The sequence below is a fragment of the Aeromonas genomosp. paramedia genome (genome assembly GCF_023093515.1).
Classification (GTDB): domain Bacteria; phylum Pseudomonadota; class Gammaproteobacteria; order Enterobacterales; family Aeromonadaceae; genus Aeromonas.
The window spans coordinates 445,715-467,271 of sequence record NZ_JAAROG010000017.1 but is presented as its reverse complement, the minus strand read 5'-3'; the positions used below and the strand labels follow the sequence as shown (position 1 = coordinate 467,271).

At 61.9% G+C, this 21,557-nt stretch carries 17 protein-coding genes; 6 read left to right on the top strand and 11 right to left on the bottom strand.

Going from position 1 to position 21,557, the window contains the following annotated elements:
• Nucleotides 1-204 precede the first annotated feature (204 nt).
• A complete protein-coding gene (locus HB860_RS12650) occupies nucleotides 205-498 on the top strand; it encodes a hypothetical protein (RefSeq protein ID WP_025326337.1) in 294 nt (97 codons plus the stop codon).
• A gap of 66 nt (nucleotides 499-564) precedes the next feature.
• Here the strand turns inward: HB860_RS12650 and HB860_RS12645 are convergent, their stop codons facing one another.
• The 8 genes from HB860_RS12645 to HB860_RS12610 all read right to left on the bottom strand — a co-directional run bounded on the left by HB860_RS12645 (nucleotide 565) and on the right by HB860_RS12610 (nucleotide 8,659).
• On the bottom strand, nucleotides 565-1,014 hold the full coding sequence (locus HB860_RS12645; protein WP_139435118.1) for a C40 family peptidase: 450 nt from the start codon (nucleotides 1,012-1,014) through the stop codon (nucleotides 565-567).
• A gap of 117 nt (nucleotides 1,015-1,131) precedes the next feature.
• Nucleotides 1,132-2,046, bottom strand: a complete 915-nt coding sequence (locus tag HB860_RS12640; protein WP_202046339.1) for a hydrogen peroxide-inducible genes activator — start codon at nucleotides 2,044-2,046, stop codon at nucleotides 1,132-1,134.
• Nucleotides 2,047-2,360: 314 nt separating this feature from the next.
• Entirely contained in the window at nucleotides 2,361-3,326 is a 966-nt protein-coding gene (locus HB860_RS12635; RefSeq protein WP_025326340.1) for an alpha-L-glutamate ligase-like protein, read from the bottom strand.
• Nucleotides 3,327-3,329: 3 nt separating this feature from the next.
• Nucleotides 3,330-4,868 carry an inactive transglutaminase family protein gene (locus tag HB860_RS12630; protein ID WP_202046338.1) on the bottom strand — a complete coding sequence of 513 codons (1,539 nt, stop codon included), beginning with the start codon at nucleotides 4,866-4,868 and terminating at the stop codon, nucleotides 3,330-3,332.
• A gap of 3 nt (nucleotides 4,869-4,871) precedes the next feature.
• Entirely contained in the window at nucleotides 4,872-5,630 is a 759-nt protein-coding gene (locus tag HB860_RS12625) for an ATP-dependent zinc protease family protein (protein ID WP_025326342.1), read from the bottom strand.
• A gap of 82 nt (nucleotides 5,631-5,712) precedes the next feature.
• Complete coding sequence (cmoB, locus tag HB860_RS12620; protein WP_247626867.1) at nucleotides 5,713-6,690, bottom strand: tRNA 5-methoxyuridine(34)/uridine 5-oxyacetic acid(34) synthase CmoB; 978 nt, start codon at nucleotides 6,688-6,690, stop codon at nucleotides 5,713-5,715.
• Nucleotides 6,687-7,427: a carboxy-S-adenosyl-L-methionine synthase CmoA gene (gene cmoA, locus HB860_RS12615; RefSeq protein ID WP_205641370.1), complete on the bottom strand. Its 741-nt coding sequence runs from the start codon at nucleotides 7,425-7,427 to the stop codon at nucleotides 6,687-6,689. The genes cmoB and cmoA overlap by 4 nt, the downstream gene beginning before the upstream one ends.
• A 383-nt stretch (nucleotides 7,428-7,810) precedes the next feature.
• A complete protein-coding gene (locus tag HB860_RS12610) occupies nucleotides 7,811-8,659 on the bottom strand; it encodes a DUF72 domain-containing protein (protein ID WP_247626866.1) in 849 nt (282 codons plus the stop codon).
• A gap of 432 nt (nucleotides 8,660-9,091) precedes the next feature.
• On the opposite strand from HB860_RS12610, the gene aspS reads away from it, so the two are divergent.
• From aspS to HB860_RS12595, 3 genes are all read left to right on the top strand, one after another.
• Nucleotides 9,092-10,870, top strand: coding sequence for an aspartate--tRNA ligase (aspS, locus tag HB860_RS12605; RefSeq protein ID WP_247626865.1), 1,779 nt, complete (start codon nucleotides 9,092-9,094; stop codon nucleotides 10,868-10,870).
• A gap of 68 nt (nucleotides 10,871-10,938) precedes the next feature.
• Nucleotides 10,939-11,679 (top strand): YebC/PmpR family DNA-binding transcriptional regulator, encoded by a 741-nt coding sequence (locus tag HB860_RS12600; protein WP_139436470.1) that lies wholly within the window; start codon nucleotides 10,939-10,941, stop codon nucleotides 11,677-11,679.
• Between the two features lie 293 nt (nucleotides 11,680-11,972).
• Nucleotides 11,973-13,598: a phosphoethanolamine transferase gene (locus HB860_RS12595; RefSeq protein WP_247626864.1), complete on the top strand. Its 1,626-nt coding sequence runs from the start codon at nucleotides 11,973-11,975 to the stop codon at nucleotides 13,596-13,598.
• Nucleotides 13,599-13,740: 142 nt separating this feature from the next.
• Here HB860_RS12595 and nagC read toward each other — a convergent pair whose 3' ends face one another.
• From nagC to nagB, 3 genes are read right to left on the bottom strand one after another with little or no spacing between them, the layout of a single operon-like run.
• Nucleotides 13,741-14,955, bottom strand: a complete 1,215-nt coding sequence (nagC, locus tag HB860_RS12590) for a DNA-binding transcriptional regulator NagC (RefSeq protein ID WP_162519201.1) — start codon at nucleotides 14,953-14,955, stop codon at nucleotides 13,741-13,743.
• Nucleotides 14,956-14,959: 4 nt separating this feature from the next.
• Entirely contained in the window at nucleotides 14,960-16,105 is a 1,146-nt protein-coding gene (gene nagA / locus HB860_RS12585) for an N-acetylglucosamine-6-phosphate deacetylase (RefSeq protein WP_202046332.1), read from the bottom strand.
• A gap of 9 nt (nucleotides 16,106-16,114) precedes the next feature.
• On the bottom strand, nucleotides 16,115-16,915 hold the full coding sequence (gene nagB, locus HB860_RS12580) for a glucosamine-6-phosphate deaminase (RefSeq protein WP_247626863.1): 801 nt from the start codon (nucleotides 16,913-16,915) through the stop codon (nucleotides 16,115-16,117).
• Nucleotides 16,916-17,186: 271 nt separating this feature from the next.
• Between nagB and nagE the strand changes: the two genes are divergently transcribed.
• Both nagE and HB860_RS12570 read left to right on the top strand, forming a co-directional pair.
• Nucleotides 17,187-18,641, top strand: coding sequence for an N-acetylglucosamine-specific PTS transporter subunit IIBC (gene nagE / locus HB860_RS12575; protein WP_005325683.1), 1,455 nt, complete (start codon nucleotides 17,187-17,189; stop codon nucleotides 18,639-18,641).
• Nucleotides 18,642-18,763: 122 nt separating this feature from the next.
• Nucleotides 18,764-21,427, top strand: a complete 2,664-nt coding sequence (locus HB860_RS12570) for a beta-N-acetylhexosaminidase (RefSeq protein ID WP_247626862.1) — start codon at nucleotides 18,764-18,766, stop codon at nucleotides 21,425-21,427.
• The last annotated feature ends 130 nt before the right edge of the window (nucleotides 21,428-21,557 follow it).

The following is a 21,557-nucleotide window of genomic DNA, read 5'->3' as shown; positions in this document are numbered from 1 at the left end:
CGCACAAAAACTGACCGACTGATTAGTCGGTCCAAGCCTAGCGCCTTGTTGCCAGCTTGTAAACAGGGGCGTGCCGGAGCGAGGGCGGCTGGGGGGCCCTGTCCGCCGGAACTGTGCTCGGCCCCACAGTTTTGGGGGATCTCGATTGGTGAATTATCCAATAAGGGGTAGTTTTTGCTCATCAACTCAAATGGAGAGCAGCACATGACCAGGGAATTGCACAGCCTGCTGGCCCGGCTGGACGATGTGATCGAGCGGATGCCGGACAGTTTCAACACCTATGAATTTGCCCAGAAGCTGGCGCTGCAACATCAGCGGGAGTATTTCGCCGCGGGCCACTCCCTGGCGGAGCAGGAGAAGAACCTGCTGCGCCTGCTCCACGAGAAGATTGCCGAGGCCCTGGCAGCCAGCGATGGGCTGATCGAGGGAGCCCTGCTGCCCTGCGTCACCCCCTGGGGGGAGCGGGCCACCTCGCCCCGCTGGCACCGCAAGCACTGAGCCTCTGCGCGGCACAAAAGAAGAAGGCCCCTCGGGGCCTTCTTCATTTCGGTTCGTTGGTGGCGGCTACTGGGTCAGGCGGCGGGCCTGCCAGTAGCGGCTGTTCCAGTAGACGTTGTCGAGGCGCGAGCGGATCACCCCCTTGCTGGTGGAGGCGTGAATGAACTCCCCGGCGCCGGTGTAGACACCGACGTGGTACTGCTGCCAGCCGGTCTTGAAGAACACCAGATCCCCGTGCTGCAGCCGGTATCTGTCCACCGGCCTGCCGAGACTGGCCTGGGATTCCGTGGTGCGGGGCAGGGTGAAGCCCAGCACCTGCTGGTAGGCAAGCTGGGTGAAGGCGGAGCAGTCGAGGCCGGCGCGACCGGTGCCGCCCATGCGGTAGGGGACGCCGCGCCACTGCTGATAGAAGCCGTCGAAGGCACTGGCCTGGCGGGCAGGCGGTGGCGGCTCCGGAGTACTGGAGCAGGCGACGACAAGCAGGGCCAGCAGGGGCAGCAGCAGGGTGCGAAACATCTCAACTCCTTGATAGGGCACGGGATTCATCATAGACGATGTTCCTGCCTGGAAGCTGAACAGCGATTGCATAAATGCTTGCCAAGGGCAGAAGACCAGCCCCCGGCAAGCCAGTCGTCACTCCGCCGCCTTGGGAGTTATCAGCGGCGTGAGCAGCTCGGCAATCTTGTAGAAGGTCTGCACCCGGGTGGTGCTGGGGCGCCACACCAGGCCAATCTCCCGATAGGGCTTCTCCCCGGGCAGGGGGATGGCCACCAGATCCGAGTTGTCGAGGATGCCCGCATCTATGGCCATCTGGGGCAGGAAGGTGGTGCCAAGGCCGGCCCCCACCATCTGCACCAGGGTGTGCAGGCTGGTGGCGGCGAAGGGGTTGATCTTGCTCTTGTCCCTCAGCCGGCAGGCGCTCACCGCGTGCTCCGTCAGGCAGTGCTCCCGCTCCAGCAGGAAGATGCTCTGGTTGGGCAGCTCCTTGTAGTCGAACGGCATGTGCAGCCCCGCCGCCATGTGGGAGGGCATCACCATGTGGAAGGGATCCTGCCCCACCGTCTTGCTGTGAAAGCCCCCTATCTCCACCGGCAGGGCCAGGATCAGCAGGTCGAGCTGACCCTGCTCCAGCTGCTTGAGCAGGTTGGTGGTGGTGTCTTCCCGCAGCAGCAGCTCCAGCTCCGGATAGGCCTTGCCGCACCGCTGCAGCAGCTTGCTCAGCAGGAAGGGGGCTATGGTGGGGATGCAACCCAGGCGGACGGTGCCGTGCATGACGCCCCCCTGCTGCTGGCCGAGCTCCATCAGATCCCGGGCGTCGGAGAGCAGGTTGCGCGCCCGCGCGACTATCTCCATGCCGACCGGCGTCATGATGAAGCTCTTGTGGTCACGCTCCACCAGTTGCAGGTTCATCATGTCCTCCAGGGTCTGGATCCCGGTACTCAGGGTGGACTGGCTGACATGACATGCCTTGGCGGCGCGATTGAAATTCTTGTGCTCGTCCAGAGCGACCAGATACTGCAGCTGTTTCAGGCTGGGCCAACGTTGCATAGGGGAAACCCGATCGATGCTATCTATTTGATTTGATTAATCTACCATCGAGAGACTGCTTTGTCGCCGAGATTAGGCGCCCTCCTGGCAGGGTCCGTGCATCGCGGGGCCAGCGGATGGGGGGATAAGCCCGCCAGTCCATGCCCGTCGCGGCAACTACTGCCATGGGAGCTTATCCCCTTGTGCCAGCCCGTTGAAGGGGGGTTGCCATGGGATGTGACGGGGATCGGCCTTCCCCGGGGTCTTGCGGGGCCGCCCATGGCCGGCCATAAAAAAACGCGCCTGTTGGCGCGTTTTTGCAGGTGCGAGGCAGGCTATTCGTCGAAGATACCGAAGTGATCCTTGGCGAAGTTGACCCGCTGCTCCACGTTCATCTTGACCTGACCCAGCTTCTCTATGGTCTTGAGGTTGGGCACCAGGCCGCGACCGTTGGCGATCTGGATGGCGAGGCCGGGACGGGCGTTGAGCTCCAGCAGCATGGGGCCGCGGAACTTGTCCAGCACCATGTCGGTCCCGATGTAGCCAAGCCCCGACATCTCGTAGCAGGAGGCCGCGAGCGTCAGCAGGGTATCCCAGTGGGGCACCTTGAGATCGTAGAGATCGAGGCCGGTGTCCGGGTGGTGGCGCAGGGGGTTGCCAAACTGCACCGCCCGCAGGGCGCGACCGGTGCGCAGGCACAGACCCACCCCCACGGCGCCCTGGTGCAGGTTCGCCTTGCCGTCCGAGGCCGAGGTGGAGAGGCGCATCATGGCCATCACGGGGAAGCCCTTGAAGATGATCACCCGGGCATCGGGGACCCCTTCGAAGGAGTAGCCGTCGAACACGTCATCGAAGTTGATGAGGCCTTCCACCAGCGCCACGTCGGGCTTGCCGCCCAGGGAATAGAGGCCCGCCAGTATGTTGGAGACATGGCGCTCCAGATCCTGGCCGTTGCAGGCGCTGCCGTTGGGCTTGTAGAAGCTGCCCTCTTCCTGGCGCAGGATCACCAGGATCCCCTTGCCGCCGGAGCCGCGGGCCGGCTTGATGCAGAAGCCCGGCCAATCCTTCACCAGCTCGGTGATGCGGGTCACGTCGTGCTGCTCGCGGATGGTGCCGATGAGTTCGGGCACCGTCACCCCCGCGTCCAGCGCGATGCGCTTGGTCTTGAGCTTGTCATCCACCAACGGGTAGAGACGACGCGGGTTGTAGCGGCTGATGTAGGAGTGGTTGCGTTTGTTCATGCCGAGGATGCCTGCTTGCGACAGGCTCCACGGGCTGGTGTATTTCTGCCAGAACCACATCTGTTACTTGTCCTTACCCGGGGTGGCACCGGACTTCATCTCGTCCACCAGCGGCTTGAAGCGCTTGAGCTCGCTCAGCTTGTAGCCGGTGTAGTTACCCATTACCAGCACGGTCGCCATCAGCACCAGTTGCAGGCCGAGGAAGTTGAAGGTGAGGTGACGAATGAGCTCGTTGTCCATGGCCAGGTAGGCGATGACCGCCACCAGCAGGGAGCCGCCACCCTGGCGTACCACCTCTTTCGGACCCTCTTCTTCCCACAGGATGGACATCCGCTCAATGGTCCAGGAGAGGATGATCATCGGGAAGAAGGTGATCTTCATGCCGTCGGTCAGCCCCAGCTTGAAGGCAAAGGCCGAGAAGATGCCGATCATCGAGATCACCATGATGATGATCGCCGATATTCGCGCCACCAGCAGCAGGTTGAGCCTTGAGAGGTAGGAGCGGATCACCAGGCCGGTGCCGACGATCAGCAGGAAGCCGATGAGACCGGTGACCAGCGAGGTCTGGATGAAGGCGACCGCGATCAGCACCGGCATGAAGGTGCCCGAGGTCTTGATACCGACGATGACCCGCAGGAACACCACCATGAGCACGCCGATGGGGATCAGCAGCAGACCCTTGAACAGGGCCTGCTCTTCCAGCGGCAGGCTGTGGATGGAGAAGTTCATCATCTCGGACTTCTCGAACTTCTGCGCCAGGGCCACGTTGACCGGTTGCTCCTGCTCGATCATCGAGAAGGTGACGCGGGAGTTGTGACCGCCGGTGACGTCCAGGAGGGCGCCGGAGTTGTATTCCCACAGCAGCAGGTTGCCCGGTTGTCCCTGTTCGCCGGTTTGCGGGTTGAACAGCTTGTAGTCGGTCGGGCTGTTGAACACCTGCAGGTAGTCCACCAGCTCCTGACGACGGCGACCATCTTCCAGGCTCAGGGCGTGCACCACCCGTGCCGGCACCTCGGCGTTGTTAAGCAGCTCGGCGATCAGGCTGGCGCGGCTCTTGTGGGATTTGAGCAGCTCGGCGTTCTGTTCCTGCTTCTCGATCTCCTTGATGATCTCGCGGGTCAGGGTGTAGCCGTCGGCGGAACGCTCCTGGGCGCGCTCGAGGATCTGCTTCATCGCGGTGGCGTAGGGCTCACTCTCGATCTGCTTCTCGATGGCGGGTGGCAGGGGGTTGGCGGCGGGCTTGGCATGGGCATCCGCCATCATGTCGACCCGGTAGTAGAGCTCCTGGCGGCCGGAGGCGCTGCGAATGGACCACTCGGCGCGGGCATCCCCGTCTTTTTCCACGAACGACAGGCCGTAGCCCGGGCTCGCGGCATTCTCGTTCATCAGGGTGAAGCCGGGCTGGGTGCCCGGAATGGCCAGGGAGGCGATCACCGGCTCGCCGGTGGCCTCGAACTCGAGCTTGGCTTCGATAGACCAGATCTGACGTTTTTCACCGGGCGTGAGGGGCACGTCCAGGGCGACATGGTGATAAAACGTCATTCCCAGGCCGACAATGAACAGCAGGGCGACCAGCAGATAGAACGGCTTACGGGAAACCATGGATTATTTTACATCCTTGAGCTTGGGTTTTGGTTGGATATACTCGCGGGCCACGTCGACCACGGCGATGTCTTTCAAGAATTCACGGCCCAGCAGCACGGGGAAGGTCATGTCGCTGCGATCCTTCAGGGTAAATTCGGCCTTCTCCGTCATGTCGCCGATGCGCACTGTGAGGCGCACCACGGGACGGCGGTCGAGGTCGTCGGCAGAGGCCTGACGCACCCGCACGTGACGCACCAGGGGCGCCTCGATCTGGATCTTGTCGTCCATCTCCTGGTGGCTCAGGAAGAAACGCACCCAGTTCTTGCCGTTGCGCTCGAAGATGGTGATCTCCTGGGCGCTGATGGAGGAGGTGGTGGCGCCGGTATCGACCCGTGCCTGGAAGGCATCGTTGGCGGCATCGACCCAGATCCACTCCGCTTCACCCACCAGCAGCTTGCCGTCGACCGTGTGGCCCTGGCTCGGAGCCGGGCACTTCTCGGTGGGAATGGCCATGGGTTTGGGGGGCTCGGGTGGCAGGGTAGCCAGCTTGCTGTCGACTTTCTTCACGGACTCTTTCATGTTGGTGACATCGGTGTTGAGCTGAACCAGCAGGTGCTGTTGCTGCACATACTGCTTCTGTTGCTGTTCCATGGATGTTTGCAGGCGTTGCTCGCTCAACGAGATCTCGTTGCGCAGCTCCGCCAGCGTCAGGGTCGGGACAGGGGGCGCTTTTTCCATACTGACACACCCGCCGAGACTGAGCAGGGAGAGCAGGGTCATTCCTTTTAATTTGCTTTTCATGTCATTCATTTAACTGTGCTTCCTGGAATTGGGTCAGTGTAACTTCCACAGCCGCCATCGGCTAGTCTTTGGCCTTTCTGGCGATCAGTACGGCACGCTTGGGTGCCGGGTATCCTTCGACCGTGAGTGCGGGATCGGTGGGATCCAGATAGTCACTCAGGGACTCGTTAATCATCCAGTCGGTACGACGCTGTTCGTCGGTGCTGGTCATATTCTCGTCCACTATCCGCACGTCCCTGAACCCGCAGCGCTCGACCCACAGCTTGAGGGCCGCGCTCGAGGGGATGAACCAGACGTTGCGCATCTTGCCGTAGCGATCGGTGGGCACCAGCACGTCGTTGACACCGCCGTCGATCACCAGCGTCTCCAGCACCAGCTCCCCATCGTCTTTGAGCTGGTTGCGCAGCTGTTCGATGTGCTCGATGGGGGACTTGCGATGATAGAGCACCCCCATGGAGAAGACGGTGTCAAAGGCCCGCAGCTCAGGGAGCTCCTGGATGCCGAGCGGCAGCAGGTGGGCGCGCTGATCATTGCCTGCGAAGTGGCGAATGGCCTCGAACTGGCAGAGGAAGAGCGGACTCGGGTCTATGCCGACCGCGAGTTTGGCCCCTTCCCCCACCATGCGCCAGAGGTGGTAGCCGCTGCCGCAGCCCACGTCCAGCACGTAACGCCCTGCGAGCGGGCTGATATGGGGCAGCACCCGATCCCACTTCCAGTCGGAGCGCCACTCGGTGTCGATGTGGATGCCGTGCACGGTAAAAGGCCCCTTGCGCCAGGGCATGAACTGGCGCAGCAGGCTCTCGGTCTTCTTGCGCTCCCCCTCGTTCATGCTCTCAAGGCTGCCTACCGCGACCCGGTTTTTCAGCTCGACGTTGCCGGGGGCCACCTGCGGCAGCTTGTTGAGGGCCCGGTTCCAGCGCGGCAGGTCCCCGTGCAGGTTGTCGTGCTGCCAGGCGTGCAGCTGGGCGGGCAGGGTGTGCAGCCAGTGGCTCAGCCGGTTCTTGGCGATCAGTTGATAAAAGTTGGCGAAATCGATCATGGCTGGGCGTCGCTTGATTTGATGGCAATCATGGAGCCGAAGTTGAAGCACTGGAACCAGAGATCCTGATGGGTGAAACCGGCGTCCCGCAGGCGGGCACGGTGGATTTCCAGGCTGTCGGTGCGCATCACGTTCTCCAGCGCCGTGCGCTTTTGGCTGATCTCCAGCTCGCTGTAGCCGTTGGCCCGCTTGAAATCGAGGTGCAAGTCGATGAGCAGCGCGTTGACCTGCTCGTCCTCGAAGCGGAACTTCTCGCTCAGGATGAGGATGCCGCCGGGGCGCAGACCGTCATGGATGCGCGCGATGAGGGCGGCCCGCTTCTCGGGTTCGACGAACTGCAGGGTGAAGTTGAGCACCACCACGGAGGCGTTCTCGATGGCGATGTCGCAGATGTCCGCCTCCACCAGTTCCACCGGCACCTCGGACTTGAAGCCCGAGAGGTGGGCGCGGGCGCGCTCTATCATGGGGTGGGAGAGATCCACCGCCGTGATCTGGCAGCCCGGCTGGTTGACATGGCGGCGCATCGCCTGGGTGGCGGCGCCGAGGGAGCAGCCGAGATCGTACAGGCGGCTCTGGGGCTGGGCGTAGCGGGCGGCCATCATGCCGATGGCGGAGATGATGTTGCTGTAACCCGGCACAGAGCGCTGGATCATGTCGGGGAAGACATCGACGACCTGTTCGTCAAAGCAAAAATCCCCCAATTGGGCGATGGGGGCGGCAAAAATCTGATCGTGCATGCTGGCGCAACCTGACAGCCGGTGCGCGAACCGACTGTGTGTTCAATGGAGTCGTTGGGTGACGCCCGTCCGGGTCGTCACCGGTTTACGAACGGGGTGGCTGGCCTTGTGATCCTTCGGGCCCGCCCTGTTCGCAATGGACCATCATCCTGGTCCTTTATGGGGATGAGCCGTCTGCGGCAGGTGTTGCCATGGACAGCGGTCAGAGCCCTTTCCCGGGAGCCGGACGGTCGCCTGCAACACTGTGCCATGGCGGGCGTCCGGGTCCTTGCTTGGGGCGGTAGTGTAGAGGAAAGGCGGGCGTTTGTCTTGACGCCGAACCCAGTGGGGCCACAAAAAAACGGCTTTTTTTAGCGGTGAAACAGGGGCGGGGAAGGGAGTGGCTAAAAGGGCAGCACGCCCTGGCGCGCGCGATCGTTTTCCCCCGGCCAGGGGGCCATCTCCTGACCGAGCAGCCGACTGACCTGACGGGCCAGTTCGGGGGCCCGGACGTTGTCGGCGGTATGGATAAAGAGGTAGAGATCCTTCCCCTCTGCCAGCCATTGTTTCCAACGGGGCAACCAGGATGGCAAAAAGGGGTAATTGTCCTCGATTTGAGGAAGGCCGATGAGGCGCACCACTGGGCTGTTGGCGGTGGCGAGCAGGTGCACCGGGAGCCTGGGCTTCTTGCCCTGGGCATCGATCATGGCGGCCGTGGTGGCGGGCACCGAGAAGAGCGGCCGGCTGTCGAGCATGATGCGGTTGATGCCCCTGTCCATCAGCAGGCGGTTCAGGGCCCGCTCCGCCTCCCCCTTGGCGAAGAAGTCGGGGTGGCGCACCTCGAGGGCATAGGTGAAATCCGGCGGCAGGCTCTCGAAGAAGGCGGCGAGGCGCGGCAGGCCGGCGGGGCCGAAGCGGGCGGGCAGTTGCAGCTTGAGCAGCCCCAGTTGCCCGTGCAGGGGCGCCAGCAGGGCGATGAAGGCCGCCACCTGCTTGCCGGCGCTCACCAGATCGTTCTGGTGGCTGATCTCTTTCGGAAACTTGAAGCTGAAACGAAACTGGGGCGGCACCGCATCGGCCCAGCGGCGCACCGTGTCCGGGGTGGGGGAGGCGTAGAAGGTGGTGTTGCCCTCCACAGTATTGAACACCCGGGCATAGTGGGCGAGGTGCTCGGCGGGCCTGGCGCCCACCCCCAGCAACTGGCCGGGCCAGGCCGGGTGTGACCACTGGGGCAGACCCAAATAGAGGCTCATGTCGGTTCCTGTCTGCGGATTTATGCTGTTTTGCTCCCCTTTTTGCGCCAGGACAACAAAAAACAGGGCAAAGGAGGCTGCGGGCCATTTTACCCAAATGGGGGTTTTCCTCTATAATGCCAGCCCTTTTGTTTGCCAAATCGTTGTGACTCACGGGGTTGTGCGCCTAAGGTGGCGATGACCTAGGTCACAAGGTTGCCAGACAACGACGCTTGCCGATGTTCTCGCCTCGCGCGTCGCCCCCTCGACGGGGCACTCGGCGCGAGCCGGCATTGGCGGCAAGTATCCGGCTCGGGGAGCCGGATGATATGAGACTGATTTCAAACCGGGTAAGAACCAGGATCTGGCCAGCTGTGAGACAGACGGTGCTTGCCAGTCGTGCCCGGCGACCCAAGGTGAACCGTCTCTCTACCATTTCGAAGGAAGAAGTCCATGCGCTCTATCTATTGCGGACAGGTCAATGAGGCCCATGCCGGGCAGACCATTACATTGTGCGGTTGGGTCCACCGTCGTCGCGATCTCGGCGGCCTCATCTTTATCGACATGCGCGACCGGGAAGGGATCGTGCAAGTCTTCTTCGACCCGGACAAGCCGGACGCCTTCGCCCTGGCCTCCGAGCTGCGCGGCGAGTTCTGCATCCAGGTGACCGGCGTGGTGCGTACCCGTCCGGACTCCCAGCGCAACAGCGACATGGCCACCGGTGCCATCGAAGTGTTCGCCCACGAGCTCACCATCATCAACCGTGCCGAGCCGCTGCCCCTTGACTTCAACCAGGTCAACAGCGAAGAGATCAGCCTCAAGTATCGCTACCTGGACCTGCGTCGCCCCGAGATGGCCAGGTACCTGAAGACCCGTGCCAAGGCCAGCGCCTTCGTGCGCCGCTTCATGGACGAGCAGGGCTTCCTCGACATCGAGACCCCCATGCTGACCAAGGCGACCCCGGAAGGGGCCCGTGACTACCTGGTGCCGAGCCGGGTGCACAAGGGCAAGTTCTACGCCCTGCCGCAGTCCCCGCAGCTGTTCAAGCAGTTGCTGATGATGTCCGGCTTCGATCGCTACTACCAGATCGTCAAGTGCTTCCGCGATGAAGACCTGCGTGCCGACCGCCAGCCGGAATTCACCCAGATCGACGTGGAGACCTCCTTCATGACCGCGCCCCAGGTGCGTGAAATCATGGAAGAGATGATCCGCAAGCTGTGGCTGCACATCCTGAACGTGGATCTCGGCGACTTCCCCATCATGACCTTCGACGAGGCCATGCGCCGCTTCGGCTCCGACAAGCCGGACCTGCGTCTGCCCATGGAGCTGGTGGATGTGGCCGACCTGCTGACCGCGGTGGAGTTCGCCGTGTTCGCCGGCCCCGCCAACGATCCGAAAGGCCGTGTGGCAGCCCTGAAAGTCCCGGGCGGCGCCGAGCTCTCCCGCAAGCAGATCGACGAGTACACCAAGTTCGTCGGCATCTATGGTGCCAAGGGCCTGGCCTGGATGAAGGTCAACGAAGCCGCTAATGGCCTCGAGGGCGTGCAGTCCCCGGTGGCCAAGTTCCTCACCGACGAGATAGTGCGCGAGATCCTGGCCCGTACCGGCGCCGCCGACGGCGACATCCTCTTCTTCGGCGCCGACTCCAAGAAGGTGGTGTGCGACGCCATGGGCGCCCTGCGCCTGAAGGTGGGCCGCGATCTGGGTCTGGTGGAGAACGTCTGGAAGCCGCTCTGGGTCATCGACTTCCCCATGTTCGAGGAAGATGGCGAAGGCGGCCTGGCTGCCATGCACCACCCCTTCACTGCGCCGAGCAACCTGGGCCCGGACGAGCTCAAGGCCAACCCCCTGGGTGCCTATGCCAACGCCTACGACATGGTGATCAACGGCTACGAAGTGGGTGGCGGCTCTGTGCGTATCCACAACAGCGAGATGCAGTCCACCGTGTTCGACATCCTGGGGATCACCCCGGACGAGCAGCGCCTGAAGTTCGGCTTCCTGCTGGATGCCCTGAAGTACGGTACCCCGCCCCACGCCGGTCTGGCCTTCGGTCTGGACCGCCTCAGCATGCTGCTGACCGGTACCGACAACATCCGGGACGTGATCGCCTTCCCGAAAACCACGGCAGCGGCCTGCCTGATGACGGATGCTCCCAGCTTCGCCAACCAGGCCCAGCTGACCGAGCTGGCCATCGCCACCGTTGCCAAGGCCGATGCCAAGGCTGACGCCTGAGAAGATTGAAGAACGGGTCGCCATGCGACCCGTATCCCATTGATTTCACATTATAACGGAGAGTTTTTATGGCAGGTCACAGCAAATGGGCCAACATCAAACACCGCAAGGCGGCGCAAGACGCCAAGCGTGGCAAGATCTTCACCAAGCTGATCCGCGAAATCACCACCTCGGCTCGCCTCGGTGACGCGGATCCCGCCAACAACCCGCGCCTGCGCGCGGCGGTAGCGGCTGCCCTGACCGGCAACATGACCCGTGACACCATCAACCGTGCCATCCAGCGCGGCGCCGGTGGTGGCGATGGCGAGCAGCTGGAAACCATCGTCTACGAAGGTTACGGTCCGGCGGGCTCCGCCGTCATGGTGGAGTGCCTGACCGACAACCGCAATCGCACCGTGGCCGAAGTGCGTCACGCCTTCAGCAAGTGCGGTGGCAACCTGGGCACCGACGGCTCAGTGGCCTACCTGTTCAGCAAGAAGGGTCTGCTGACCTTCGTGGGCGTGGACGAAGATGCCCTGATGGACGCGGCCCTGGAAGCGGGCGCCGATGATGTTGTCACCGAAGAGGATGGCTCCATCGAGGTCTACACCACCCCGAACGACTTCGGCACAGTGCTGGACGCCCTGGAAGCCGCCGGCTTCAAGCCCCAGAGCGCCGAAGTGACCATGATAGCTTCCACCGAAGCCGAGCTGGACGCCGACACCGCCCCCAAGCTGATGCGTCTCATCGACATGCTGGAAGATCTGGACGACGTGCAAGAGGTCTACCACAACGGCTCCATCTCCGACGAAGTGGCTGCTCTGCTCTAATCGCCATCAGAAATAGACACTAGCGGCAGGAGGCACCACAAGGGTGTCACCTCCGACCAGACGGCAGCCTAAGGCTGCCGTTTTTTTATCTCCCAGACTCCTCTCTGGCGCCATTTCCTTCGCTGTGCCTCCCTTAATGCCCGCTTAAGTTTGCCTTCCTACTCTCTCCTTGCATCCGGGCCGCGGTGCCCATCACCGCGTTGTCTGCTCGGGAAGAGAGACGGGTGACAGGGATGCCCACAACGGAGCCCCCATGCAGGGTCTCCAGAACACTGGCTTGTCGGAGTATCGTTATGCGTCTCACCCTGGGAGTGATGAAGGTCAACCTGTTGCTGGTGCTGCTGTTTGCACTGGTGTTCAACTGGCCCATTTTCCTGCACTTTTACCGTATTCTCAGCGCCCTCGAGCACGTCAAGGCGGGGTTTGCCCTCTCCATCCCCCTGGTGCTGATTGCCGCCCTCAATGCGGTCTTCCTGCCGTTCACCTTCCGCTATCTGCTCAAGCCCTTCTTCACCTTCCTGATCGTCACCGCCTCCCTGGTCAGCTACGCCATGCTCAAATACGGCATCATCTTCGATGTGGGCATGGTGCAGAACATACTCGAGACCAACAGCGGGGAGGCGAGCTCCTACCTCAATGGTTCAGTGGTGCTCTGGTTCCTGCTGACCGCCGTGCTGCCGGTGCTTGCCCTCTTGTGGCTGAAGATCGAATACCCCACTCCCTGGTACAAGGGGCTGGCCCAGCGTCTGGCGGGTATCGCCCTCTCCCTGCTGTTCCTGGCCGGCGTCGCCGCGCTCTATTACCAGGACTACGCCTCGGTCGGGCGCAACAACCACACCATCGTCAAAGAGATAGTCCCCTCCAACTATGTGCGCGGCCTCTATCGCTACGCCCGGGATATTCTCTTCGCCACCCCTGTCCCTTATCAGCCGATAGGCACAGATGCCAGGGTGGTCGCCAAGAGCGACAAGCCGACCCTGATGTTCCTGGTGGTGGGGGAGACGGCCCGCAGCCAGAACTACTCCCTCAACGGCTACCAGAAGGAGACCAACGGCTTCACCATGAAGGAGCCGGATCTGGTCTCCTTCAGGGACGTGCGCTCCTGTGGCACCGCCACCGCGGTCTCGGTGCCCTGCATGTTCTCCAACCTCACACGCCGTGGTTATGACGAGACCCTGGCCAAGTCCAGGGACGGCCTGCTGGACGTGCTGCAGCACGCCGGTGTCTCCGTGCTGTGGAAGGAGAACGACGGCGGCTGCAAGGGGGTGTGCAAGCACGTGCCCACCCTGGAGATCGAGCCCAAGGCCTTCCCCGAATACTGTGAAGGGGATTCCTGCTATGACGAGGTCTTGCTGCAGGGGCTGGATCAGCAGATCGCCGGGATGAAGGGCAGGCAGGGCAGCAAGCTGGTGGCCTTCCACCTGATGGGCAGCCATGGCCCGACCTACTATCGCCGCTACCCGGCCGCCGATCGCGTCTTCCTGCCGGACTGCCCGCGCAGCGACATCGAGAACTGCAGCAACGAGGAGCTGGTCAACACCTATGACAACACCATCCGCTACACCGACAAGGTGCTGTCCCAGCTCATCGCCAAGCTCAAGACCCTGGAGAGCCAGTACAACGTGGGGCTGGTCTACCTGTCGGATCACGGGGAATCCCTCGGCGCGCTGGGGCTCTACCTGCACGGCACCCCCTACAAGTTCGCCCCGGACGATCAGACCCGGGTGCCCTTGCTGACCTGGTTCTCTCCCGAGTTGCAGCGGGATCGCGGGCTCAATCAGGATTGCCTGCGCCAGGAGGCGGGCAGCAAGCGCTTCTCCCACGACAACCTGTTCCACTCGATGCTGGGTATCATGGACGTGCAGACCCAGGTCTATGACGGTGCGCTGGATCTGTTCAAGCCGTGCCGAGCGGGGTAAACCACGGCGTCCGATTACGCCGCTACGGGGCTAATCGAACCTGGGCTCTGTTCAAGCCGTGTAGGGCGGGGTAAACCGGCGAAAGCCGACCATAAAAAACGGCAGCCACTGGCTGCCGTTTTCGTATCCGAAGGCGTTGGCCTTACTTCTGCTCCATGATGATCTGCAGCAGATCACCCTCCAGCAGGGAGCGCTTCACCAGGGCGAAACCCCCTATGGTGGGCTGGTTCTGGAAGCGCGCCTTCACGATGGGCAGGCCACGGTGGAAGCTCGGCAGGGACTGGTGCTCGACGCAGCGACGGATGGCCGGGATCAGGATCTCCTCGGCGGCGGTGATTTCGCCGGCGATCAGCACCTTCTGGGGGTTGAACAGGTTGACCGTGATGGCGATGGCCCGGCCCAGATGTTCCCCCACGTTCTCGATCACGCTGCGGGCCAGTTCGTCCCCCGCCACGGCGGCCTTGCACACCTCCTGGATGGTGATGTGCTTCTCCTGCAGCGAGCTCAGGTGGCCGCGGCTGATGAGCTCCTTCACCTTGTCGACGATGGCCTCGTTGGAGGCGATGGTCTCGAGGCAGCCGAAGTTGCCGCAGTGGCAGCGCTTGCCGAGGGGCTCGACCTGGATGTGGCCGATCTCACCGACGTTGCGGTTATGACCGAGGAACACCTGCCCCTTGGTGATGATGCCGGAGCCGGTGCCCTGGTGCACGCTCACCAGGATGGAGTCCATGCAGTCGCGGGACTCGCCGAAGAAGTGCTCCGCGAGCGCCAGGGAGCGGGTGTCGTTGCCCACGTAGCAGGGGAGGTTGAAATGGTGCTCCAGCAGCTTGGCGAGCCCCAGGTTGCGGATCTGGTAGGTGGGGGTATAGATGACCATGCCGGATTCCGGATTGACCAGACCCGGCATGGTCAGCGCGATGCTGATGAGGTTGCGGCTGCGCTCGGTATTGGCGTCGATGAAGGCGCCAATCTCCCGCAGCAGCATGTCCACCACGGGCTGTTGCTCGATCTCGGTCACCTGGGTGATGTGCTGATCGAGCTCCTTGCCGTCGAGATCATACAGGGAGAGCTGCAGATAGCCGCGGCCAAGCTTGGCGGAGACAAACTGAAAGCGATGCTTGATGGTGGTCAGGGAGATGGCACGTCGTCCGCCGGTTGACGCCTGGGGCGACGTCTCCCTGATCAGCCCATGCTCGATCAGTTGCCGGGTTATCTTGGTCACGCTGGCCGGGGCCAGCTGACTCAACTCGGCAATTTTGACCCGCGAGATGGGCCCCTGCAGGTCAATGAGTCGATAGACGACGGCACTGTTCACCTGCTTGATAAGATCTACGTTTGCTATTTGTCCGCCAGTCATAGTGTCACTGTGTTGTGTAGTGTCCGTTAACCACGGTCCCGCAGACCGTGAAGGCCTGATCAAAGACGGTGAGGTTGGCAATTTTTCCGACCTGGATACTACCGAGACGTGAGTCCCATCCAATGGCGCGAGCGGGGTAAAGGGTGGCCATTCTCAGTGCTTCATCGAGCGGTAATCCGACCTGTTTGACCAGATTCTCCACCCCTTCAATCATGGTGAGGGCAGAGCCGCCGAGTGTACCATTCTCATCGACGCACTGACCATCGCGGAAATAGACGGTTGCGCCACAAAAATCAAACTGCTCAAAGCCTTCCGGTGCCCCGGCCGCGGCGGTGGCATCGGTGACCAGCACCAGTTTCTCGCCGAGGATCCTGTGTGCCAGGCGCACGTTGGCCCAGTGCACGTGGTGACCGTCGACTATGATGCCGGCGTAGACATCCTTGCGATCGTAGATGGCGCCTACCACCCCAGGCTCGCGACCGTTCAGGGTCGGGGTCATGGCGTTGTAGAGGTGGGTGGCAAAGCGCATGCCGTTGTCAAACCCGGCCATGGCCTGGTCATAGCTGGCAGCGGTGTGACCGGCGGAGACCAGGATGCCGGCCTCCACCAGACGGCGGATGTGCTCCGGCTTGTTGCGCTCCGGCGCCAGGGTGATCTTGGCGATGGCGTCCGCGTTGGCGCAGAAGAAGTCGATCATCTCATCGACGGGCTGACGGATCTGCTCGGCCGGGTGGATCCCCTTGCGCTTGAGGTTGGTGTAGGGCCCCTCAAGATGGACCCCCAGCACCTCGTTCGGACGGGCGGCCATGTAGTCGCGGGTCACCGCCACCGCCAGCTTCATGTCCGCATCCGGACTGGTGATCAGGGTCGGCAGGAAGCTGGTGGTACCGGACTTGAGGTTGGCCGCCTGCATGGTGGCCAGGGTCTCGGTGGTGATATGACCGTTGAACATGACACCGCCGCAGCCATTGAGCTGCACGTCGATGAAGCCGGCGCTGAGGTTGGCGCCCTTGAGATCAATTTGCTCGATGCCGGCGGGCAGCTCGGCCAGGTGGGAGATGGCGACAATCCTGTCGCCTTCGATCAGTACGCCGTGGCCGGTCAGCACGCAGCTGCCGGTATAGAGGGTGCAATTAGTCAGTGCGTACATGACGGCTCCTTACAGACGGTCGATGTTGGCGGCTTCCAGCTGCTGGAAGTAACGGACCGTCTTGACCTTCAGCTCCATGGTGGAGGGCTCGTCGCACACCATCATGCCCTTGGGATGCAGTTGCAGGGTGGAGATGGTCCACATGTGGTTGACGCAGCCTTCCACCGCGGCCTGCAGGGCCAGGGCCTTGGCGTGACCGGTCACCAGGATCATGATCTCTTCGGCATCCATCAGGGTGCCCACGCCCACGGTCAGCGCCAGCTTGGGCACCTGCTCCATGTCGCCACCGAAGAAGCGGGAGTTGGCGATGCGGGTATCCTCGGTCAGGGTCTTGACCCGGGTACGGGAGGCCAGGGAAGAGGCCGGCTCGTTGAAGGCGATGTGACCGTCGTTACCCACGCCGCCCATGAAGAGGTTGATCCTGCCGTAGGACTTGATCTTGTCCTCGTAGCGCTTGCACTCGGCCACCAGATCCTCGGCGTTGCCGTTGAGGATGTTGATGTTTTCCGGGCGAATGTCCACGTGGTTGAAGAAGTTGTTGTACATGAAGCTGTGGTAGCTCTCCGGGTGCTCTTTGGGCAGCCCCACGTACTCGTCCATGTTGAAGGTCACCACGTGCAGGAAGCTCACCTCGCCGGCCTTGTGCAGCTCGATCAGGCGCTTGTAGGTCGTCAGCGGCGTACCTCCGGTGGGCAGGCCCAGTACGAAGGGGCGGTCGGCTGTCGGTTTGAACGCATTGATGCGGTCAACGATGTAACGGGCAGACCAGAGACCCACCTGGCTGGCAGACTTCAACGGGATCAGGCGCATTTTCTATACCTCAGTACGGTTGCCGCACAGGATTGACGGCAAGGGACCAAACACGGATTCAAGTTGTTTTATAGCGTAAATAAAGATTGCGAACTAAGCCACATCTATCCGCTACCTTTATCTCTGTTGAGTGATAATGATCACGAAAGCTGGTTTATTAATTTGCGCAGCGAAATAAAACACATAGACTGCCAATCAAGCCTTGATGGCTTATGCGTCGAACGTGATAAGCACTTAATTTCTAGAAAAACATCAACTAAGGAGAGGAACCGTGAACATTCTCGGTTATTTGCAAAAGATCGGCCGTGCCCTGATGGTGCCGGTAGCGGTATTGCCTGCCGCAGCGATCCTGATGGGGATTGGCTATTGGATTGACCCGAACGGCTGGGGTGGCGAAAGCGCGCTGGCGGCCTTCCTGATCAAGGCGGGTGCCGCCATCATCGACAAGATGGCCATTCTGTTTGCCGTGGGTGTCGCCTATGGCATGTCCAAGGATAAAGACGGTTCCGCCGCGCTGGCCGGTCTGGTCGGTTACCTGGTGGTCACCACCCTGCTGAGCCCGGGCGCGGTCTCTCAGATCCAGCAAATCCCGCTGGACCAGGTCCCTGCCGCCTTCGGCAAGATTGAGAACCAGTTCATCGGTATCTTGACCGGTGTCATCGCTGCCGAGCTGTACAACCGCTTCAGTGGCGTCGAGCTGCACAAGGCCCTGGCCTTCTTCTCCGGCCGTCGTCTGGTGCCGATCGTGACCTCCGTTGTCATGATCGTGGTCTCCTTCATCCTGATGGCCGTCTGGCCCATCATCTATGGTGGCCTGGTCTCCTTCGGTGAATCCATCGTCAGCATGGGCTCCACCGGTGCCGGCATCTACGCCTTCTTCAACCGTCTGCTGATCCCGGTCGGTCTGCACCACGCCCTGAACTCGGTGTTCTGGTTCGACGTGGCCGGCATCAACGACATCCCGAACTTCCTGGGTGGCCAATCCTCCATCGACGCCGGCAAGGCTGTCGTGGGCGTGACCGGCATGTACCAGGCTGGCTTCTTCCCCATCATGATGTTCGGTCTGCCGGGTGCGGCACTGGCCATCTACCACAGCGCGAAGAAAGAGAACAAAGAGAAAGTTGCCTCCATCATGATCGCAGCCGCCTTTGCCGCCTTCTTCACCGGGGTGACCGAGCCGCTCGAGTTCTCCTTCATGTTTGTGGCGCCGGTACTGTACGTCATCCACGCCCTGCTGACCGGCCTGTCCGTGTTCATCGCCGCCAGCATGCACTGGATCTCAGGCTTCGGCTTCAGCGCCGGTTTCGTCGATATGTTCATCCAATCGCGCAACCCGCTGGCAACCCAGTGGTACATGCTGCTGGTACAAGGCCTGGTGTTCTTCGGTCTCTACTACGCCATCTTCCGTGCCGTGATCGTCAAGTTCAACCTGAAGACTCCGGGTCGTGAAGATGACGAAGCCGTGCCGGTACAGGCCCAGACCACTGACCGCACCGAGCTGGCTCGCCAGTATCTGGAAGTGCTGGGTGGCCAGGACAACCTGGTGACCATAGATGCCTGCATCACCCGTCTGCGTCTGACCCTGAAAGATCGCAGCATCGTCGACGAGCGCAAGCTCAAAGCCCTGGGTGCGGCCGGTGTGGTCAAGCTCGGTGAGCAGAACCTGCAGGTGATTCTGGGCCCCTTGGCCGAGATCATCGCCGGTGAGATGAAAGCCCTGCGTTAATCGAGCGACCCGCTCACCTCAAGTCTAAGTCCATTGTTGACATAACTAAGGGCCCCGCTTAGGGGCCCCATATAAAAAAAGCCAAGAAAATCCAACCTTTACTTCAAACGAGAGCAGCAGTTATGAACTTGAAACATTCTCTGTTAGCCATTGCCATGTCTACCGTTTGTGCCGCCCAGGTACAGGCAGCCGATGCCGCCAAGCAAGCCGTGGTCGATTCCCTCGCCAGCAACCTGGTCGTCAAGTACGAAGTCGTCACCAACGACGGTGCCGGCGCCGGCCTCGATTGCCAGGCACTGGGCTCCGAGTGGGCGAGCTGCGGCGTTGCCAAGCTGCACCTGACCAATACCGGTGCCGACGTCACCTCCAAGGACTGGAGCATCTATGTCTCCTCCATCCGCCGCATCCAGCGGGTGGACAACGACCAGTTCACCATCACCCACCTGACCGGCGACCTCTATCGTTTGACGCCAACCGAGAAGTTCCAGGGCTTTGCCAAGGACGCCACGGTCGAAGTGCCCCTGGTGGTGGAATACTGGGTATTGTTCGAATCTGACATCATGCCGAACTGGTACGTGGCCAGCGAAGGGGCCGAACCAAAAGTGCTGGCCAGCATGAGCAACATCGACGATGCCACCACCTATGAGAAGCCGATGCCGGCCGACGGCTGGAAGCGCACCAAGGATGACAACAACATCCTGATGAACAGCGAGACCCGTTTTGCCGCCAACCAGACCAGCACCTTGCTGCCTGCCGGCAAGATTGACGACCAGATCCTGCCGACCCCGATGAAGCAGGTGGTCAAGGCCGGTCCCCAGGTCGACTTCTCCACCATCAAGCTCAATGCCCTGGATCTGCCAAGCGATCGCGCCGAGGCCCTGAAGGCTCAACTGACCAAGCTGGGTGTTACCCTCTCCGACACCGGCTACCCAGTGACCATCAAGCTCGGCAGCAAGCTCAAGCAGGCCGAAGGCTATGACATGACCATAGGCGCCAAAGGCACTGTGGTGCAGGGTCATGACATCGACGGGGCCTTCTGGGGCGCCCAGTCCCTGATCTCCCTCTTGGGGGTTGACGACAAGCTGGTGAGCCAGATGAGCGTCGAGGATGCTCCGCGCTTCGAATACCGCGGTATGCAGACCGACGTGGCCCGCCACTTCAGAAGCCCGGAGACCATGAAGAAGCTGGTTGACCAGATGTCTGCCATGAAGCTCAACGTGCTGCACCTTGGCCTGACCAATGATGAAGGCTGGCGCATCGAGATCCCGGGCCTGCCGGAGCTGACCGAGGTCGGCAGCCAGCGTTGCCACGACGAGTCCGAAACCAAGTGCCTGATGCCGCAGCTCGGCTCAGGCCCCACCAGCGACAACCAGGGCTCCGGCTTCTACAGCAAGGCCGACTACATCGACCTGGTGCGCTATGCCAAGGCCCGCGGCGTGACCGTGATCCCCGAGATCAACATGCCGGCCCACGCCCGTGCCGCCGTGGTCTCCATGGAGGCGCGCTACAAGCGTCTGCTGGCGGAAGGCAAGGAGGCGGAAGCGAACCAGTTCCGTCTGACTGACCCGGATGACACCTCCAACGTCACTTCGGTGCAGTTCTACGACAAGATGTCCTTCATCAACCCCTGCCAGCCGGGCGCCGCCACCTTCGTGGCCAAGGTGATGGATGAAGTGGCCCAGATGCACCAGGCCGCCGGCCAGCCCCTGACCGCCTGGCACTACGGTGGTGACGAGGCGAAGAACATCATGCAGGGCGGCGGTTACCAGGACCCGGCCGTCACCAAGAAAGAGGAGCTGGTGGCCTGGAAGGGCAACGTCGACTCCAGCAAGCAGGACAAGCCGTTCGGCAAGTCCCCCATGTGCCAGAAGATGATCGACGATGGCAAGATCAAGGACGTGGCCGAGCTGCCTGTCCACTTCGCCAAGGAAGTGAGCGAGATGGTCAAGGGCCATGGCTTCTCCACCCTGCAGGCGTGGGAAGATGGTCTGAAGTACGCCACGGACGCCAGCGTGTTCGCCACCGAGAAGACCCGGGTCAACTTCTGGGAAACCCTCTACTGGGGTGGCTTCAACGAGGCGATGAAGTGGGCGCACAAGGGCTATGACGTGGTGCTCTCCAACCCGGACTACCTCTACTTCGACTTCCCGAACGAAGTACACCCGGCCGAGCGCGGCTACTACTGGGCGACCCGCTTCAACGACACCCGCAAGGTGTTCGCCTTCGCCCCGGAAAACCTGCCGCAGAACGCCGAGACCTCGGTTGACCGCGACGGCAACGCCTTCGTGGCCAAGGGTGACCAGGATCCGGTCAAGTTCAAGGGGATCTCCGGTCAGCAGTGGAGCGAGACAGTGCGCACCGACGCCCAGTACGAGTACATGGTCTACCCGCGGATCTTCTCCGTGGCCGAGCGCGCCTGGCACAAGGGTGGCTTCGAGCTCGACTACGTGAAGGGTCGCGAGTTCTCCGGTACCACCAAGCACGTCAACAAGGCCACCCTGAGCAAGGAGTGGAACCAGTTCGCGAACCTGCTGGGTCAGCGCGTGCTGCCGAAACTCGATCAGGCCGGTGTGGAATACCGCCTCTCGGTACCGGGTGCCAAGGTGGTGAACGGCAAGCTGGAAGCGAACGTGGATCTGCCGGGTCTGCCCATCCAGTACAGCCTGGACGGCACCAACTGGACCGCCTATGACGCCGCCGCCAAGCCGAGCGTCAACGGCAAGGTCTGGCTGCGTACCACCAGCTTCGATGGCAAGCGCACCAGCCGCGTCACCGAGCTGAACTGATAGCGTATCGTCACTGACACAGGGCGGGTCGCAAGACCCGCCTTTCCCAAGGCCGATATGTCATCGGGCTTGGGAAAGGTTGACTGTGCGTGTGAACCTTTGTTGTGTGTGTATTGTCTGTTTTTCATCA

What these genes read in the sequence shown, in the direction of transcription:
- HB860_RS12570 (WP_247626862.1), top strand. Translation starts at nt 18,764, where the DNA reads ATGAACTTGAAACATTCTCTGTTAGCCATTGCCATGTCTACCGTTTGT.
- cmoB (WP_247626867.1), bottom strand. Translation starts at nt 6,690, where the DNA reads ATGATCGATTTCGCCAACTTTTATCAACTGATCGCCAAGAACCGGCTG.
- HB860_RS12635 (WP_025326340.1), bottom strand. Translation starts at nt 3,326, where the DNA reads ATGTGGTTCTGGCAGAAATACACCAGCCCGTGGAGCCTGTCGCAAGCA.
- nagC (WP_162519201.1), bottom strand. Translation starts at nt 14,955, where the DNA reads ATGACTGGCGGACAAATAGCAAACGTAGATCTTATCAAGCAGGTGAAC.
- HB860_RS12640 (WP_202046339.1), bottom strand. Translation starts at nt 2,046, where the DNA reads ATGCAACGTTGGCCCAGCCTGAAACAGCTGCAGTATCTGGTCGCTCTG.
- cmoA (WP_205641370.1), bottom strand. Translation starts at nt 7,427, where the DNA reads ATGCACGATCAGATTTTTGCCGCCCCCATCGCCCAATTGGGGGATTTT.
- nagA (WP_202046332.1), bottom strand. Translation starts at nt 16,105, where the DNA reads ATGTACGCACTGACTAATTGCACCCTCTATACCGGCAGCTGCGTGCTG.
- HB860_RS12625 (WP_025326342.1), bottom strand. Translation starts at nt 5,630, where the DNA reads ATGACCCTGCTCTCCCTGCTCAGTCTCGGCGGGTGTGTCAGTATGGAA.
- HB860_RS12645 (WP_139435118.1), bottom strand. Translation starts at nt 1,014, where the DNA reads ATGTTTCGCACCCTGCTGCTGCCCCTGCTGGCCCTGCTTGTCGTCGCC.
- aspS (WP_247626865.1), top strand. Translation starts at nt 9,092, where the DNA reads ATGCGCTCTATCTATTGCGGACAGGTCAATGAGGCCCATGCCGGGCAG.
- HB860_RS12650 (WP_025326337.1), top strand. Translation starts at nt 205, where the DNA reads ATGACCAGGGAATTGCACAGCCTGCTGGCCCGGCTGGACGATGTGATC.
- HB860_RS12630 (WP_202046338.1), bottom strand. Translation starts at nt 4,868, where the DNA reads ATGGTTTCCCGTAAGCCGTTCTATCTGCTGGTCGCCCTGCTGTTCATT.
- HB860_RS12600 (WP_139436470.1), top strand. Translation starts at nt 10,939, where the DNA reads ATGGCAGGTCACAGCAAATGGGCCAACATCAAACACCGCAAGGCGGCG.
- HB860_RS12610 (WP_247626866.1), bottom strand. Translation starts at nt 8,659, where the DNA reads ATGAGCCTCTATTTGGGTCTGCCCCAGTGGTCACACCCGGCCTGGCCC.
- nagB (WP_247626863.1), bottom strand. Translation starts at nt 16,915, where the DNA reads ATGCGCCTGATCCCGTTGAAGTCTGCCAGCCAGGTGGGTCTCTGGTCT.
- HB860_RS12595 (WP_247626864.1), top strand. Translation starts at nt 11,973, where the DNA reads ATGCGTCTCACCCTGGGAGTGATGAAGGTCAACCTGTTGCTGGTGCTG.